Raw genomic sequence first — 2,133 nt, forward strand, 5'->3', positions numbered from 1 at the left:
ATCGAAGGTGATGTCGGTAGTCTCGTTCTGATCACGTCCGTCTCCGGCATTGCCGTCGAGGAGCGGACCGAGGTGCCGCGGAGCCATGCCGAAGCTCTCCTCGATGTGACGCCCGGAAAGGTCGACTACGTGCTGTCGACGCTCAAGGCCGGAGACCGCGATATCCATGTGAGCCGGTTCGTTCGACCAGGCCCCCTTGATCTGATTTCCGTCGAGTTCGAGCGAGAGGACGAGGCGCGGAGTTTTCGAGCGCCGTTGTGGTTCGGGCCCGAGGTGACGGACGACGTCGCCTACCAGAAGCGCTCGATCGCCCTCGACGGTTTGCCGTCCGCGCTCGACATCCCCTTGTCCAACTCGGCGCTCAACAGCCTGCTCGACACCTTCGAGAACCGGATGGGATCTACCCGGCCGGCGACACCGCCCCAATCGCCGCGCCAGTCAGCCGACCAGCGCGACCGTCGGCGCCCGAACGACAAGCCCGCCGCGGGAGCAAATCCGGACAATGTCGGTCACGCTCAAAGCGAGACGTCCAGCGATGAAAACGACGATTTCAATCTGAACATCGAGGACAACGTGATTCGGGAATTGGCCCGGTCGCTTCGCCCGCAACGGCGCTAAACACGTTCCGCCGGCAGTCGATTGTCGGCGGAAATGATGCTTTAAATCAATGCATTAGCAAGGGGTCGGTCGATTCGGCGGTCGACGCTGTCAGGCCGGCGTTCGAACCCATTCCTGTATCAATTCCGTTCCGGCAGCCCGCAGGGTCGTGTGGATGGGCGAGAAGCGCTCGAGGTCCGTCGCCCAGATTTTCAGCCGCTCGTCATCGGCGTCCGTGGCGATCGAAAGTTGGAGACGGATGCGCGGCCATGGGTTGGCGATCGGCTCCGCCAGCCACACGCCCCGACGATCGAGGGTCGCCTCCGCCACCACTTTCAGGCGTTGGATGGCGATGCCGTCGCGTCGAGCGAGGCGTTTCAGGATCACGTTCGTCACCCCGATCAGCGCCGCAATCTGCATCTCGGTGGGCGCGGGTCCTTCGTCGGTTCCATCGCGTTCCGGCGGCTCGTCGATCACCACCTCGTGCCCGCGCCCCCGGATGTGAGAGCGGGCATAGGTCGGACAATCGCCCTCGAGGCGCAGGGTCACGGGTGTCAGCAATTCAGGGGCGACGGGCAGCGTGCCGCGAGTGGTCATGGGAAATCCTTCTTCAACTGAACGAGTCCGCCGCTGACAGGCGGTCGGCGGCGAGTGCCAGAAGCGCCGTGGCGTCGGCTCCGATCACAACGTCGACCAGCGAGCCTGCGGCTTGGTCGATGATCGTCGCGCCGTCGGCGTCCGAACCGTCGGTCACGACCCGGAGCGGCAGGCGCTCGACCGTGAAAAGACCCGGGAAGAGGATCCAGAGAATGACGCAAGGGTCGTGCAGAGGACAGCGGATCTCTTCCACGGAGCCACCGGAAGCGCGGGCTGCCGGTGCCCCTTTTTTCCGGAGCTCGGCGATGTTCGCAATGTAGGCGTCGATGCATCGGGAGGCCGTTTGCGCGACCGTTCCGCCACTTTCCGCAAGCGCAGCACCCCAGGCGGATCCGACGGACACGCGGCGCGTGACGTCCAGGGGGACGAGGACGAGCGGAATGCCGGAGCGAATGACGACATCGGCGGCTTCGGGATCGGCGGCGATATTGAACTCGGCCAGCGCCGAAACATTGCCCCTGTCGCGGACGGCGCCACCCATGGCGACAATGCCGGCCAGGCGCCGGGCGATCTCGGGCCGAGCCTCGATCAAGGCTGCGATATTGGTCAACGGCCCCAAGGTTAGGAGCGTAATCTCGCTTGCCGGGCTCGCTTCAAGCGTTCGTGTCAGCCATTCCATGGCGTCGACGCCGCTCGCCTGGCCTGAGGGCGCAGGCAGGTCGATCCCGCCGATCCCATCGTCGCCGTGGATGCCCGGCACGTCGATCGTGGGTCGCCTCAACGGTGCGGCCGCGCCGGCGATGACGGGGATGTCCGTCCGCCCGGCAAGCGCCAGCACACGCAGAGCATTCCGGGTCGTCAAGTCGATACTGATATTGCCGCCGACGGTAACGATGCCGAGAATATCCAGTTCGGGAGAGGCGAGAGCCAGAAGGAGAG

3 protein-coding genes are annotated in these 2,133 nt (G+C 65.1%); 1 reads left to right on the plus strand and 2 read right to left on the minus strand.

All coding sequences use genetic code 11. The features are described 5' to 3' along the window. On the plus strand, positions 1-618 hold a 618-nt coding region (locus tag AC1DT3_RS18945; RefSeq protein ID WP_477466767.1), incomplete at its 5' end, for a hypothetical protein. A 90-nt stretch (positions 619-708) separates the two neighbouring features. Here AC1DT3_RS18945 and AC1DT3_RS18950 read toward each other — a convergent pair. Continuing rightward, positions 709-1,194 (minus strand): OsmC family protein, encoded by a 486-nt coding sequence (locus tag AC1DT3_RS18950; protein ID WP_477466768.1) that lies wholly within the window; start codon positions 1,192-1,194, stop codon positions 709-711. 13 nt (positions 1,195-1,207) lie between these two features. Continuing rightward, positions 1,208-2,133: nucleoside hydrolase (locus AC1DT3_RS18955; protein ID WP_477466769.1), on the minus strand; the 926-nt coding region annotated here is incomplete at its 5' end.

This window comes from Microvirga sp. P4_G7, from assembly GCF_056401005.1.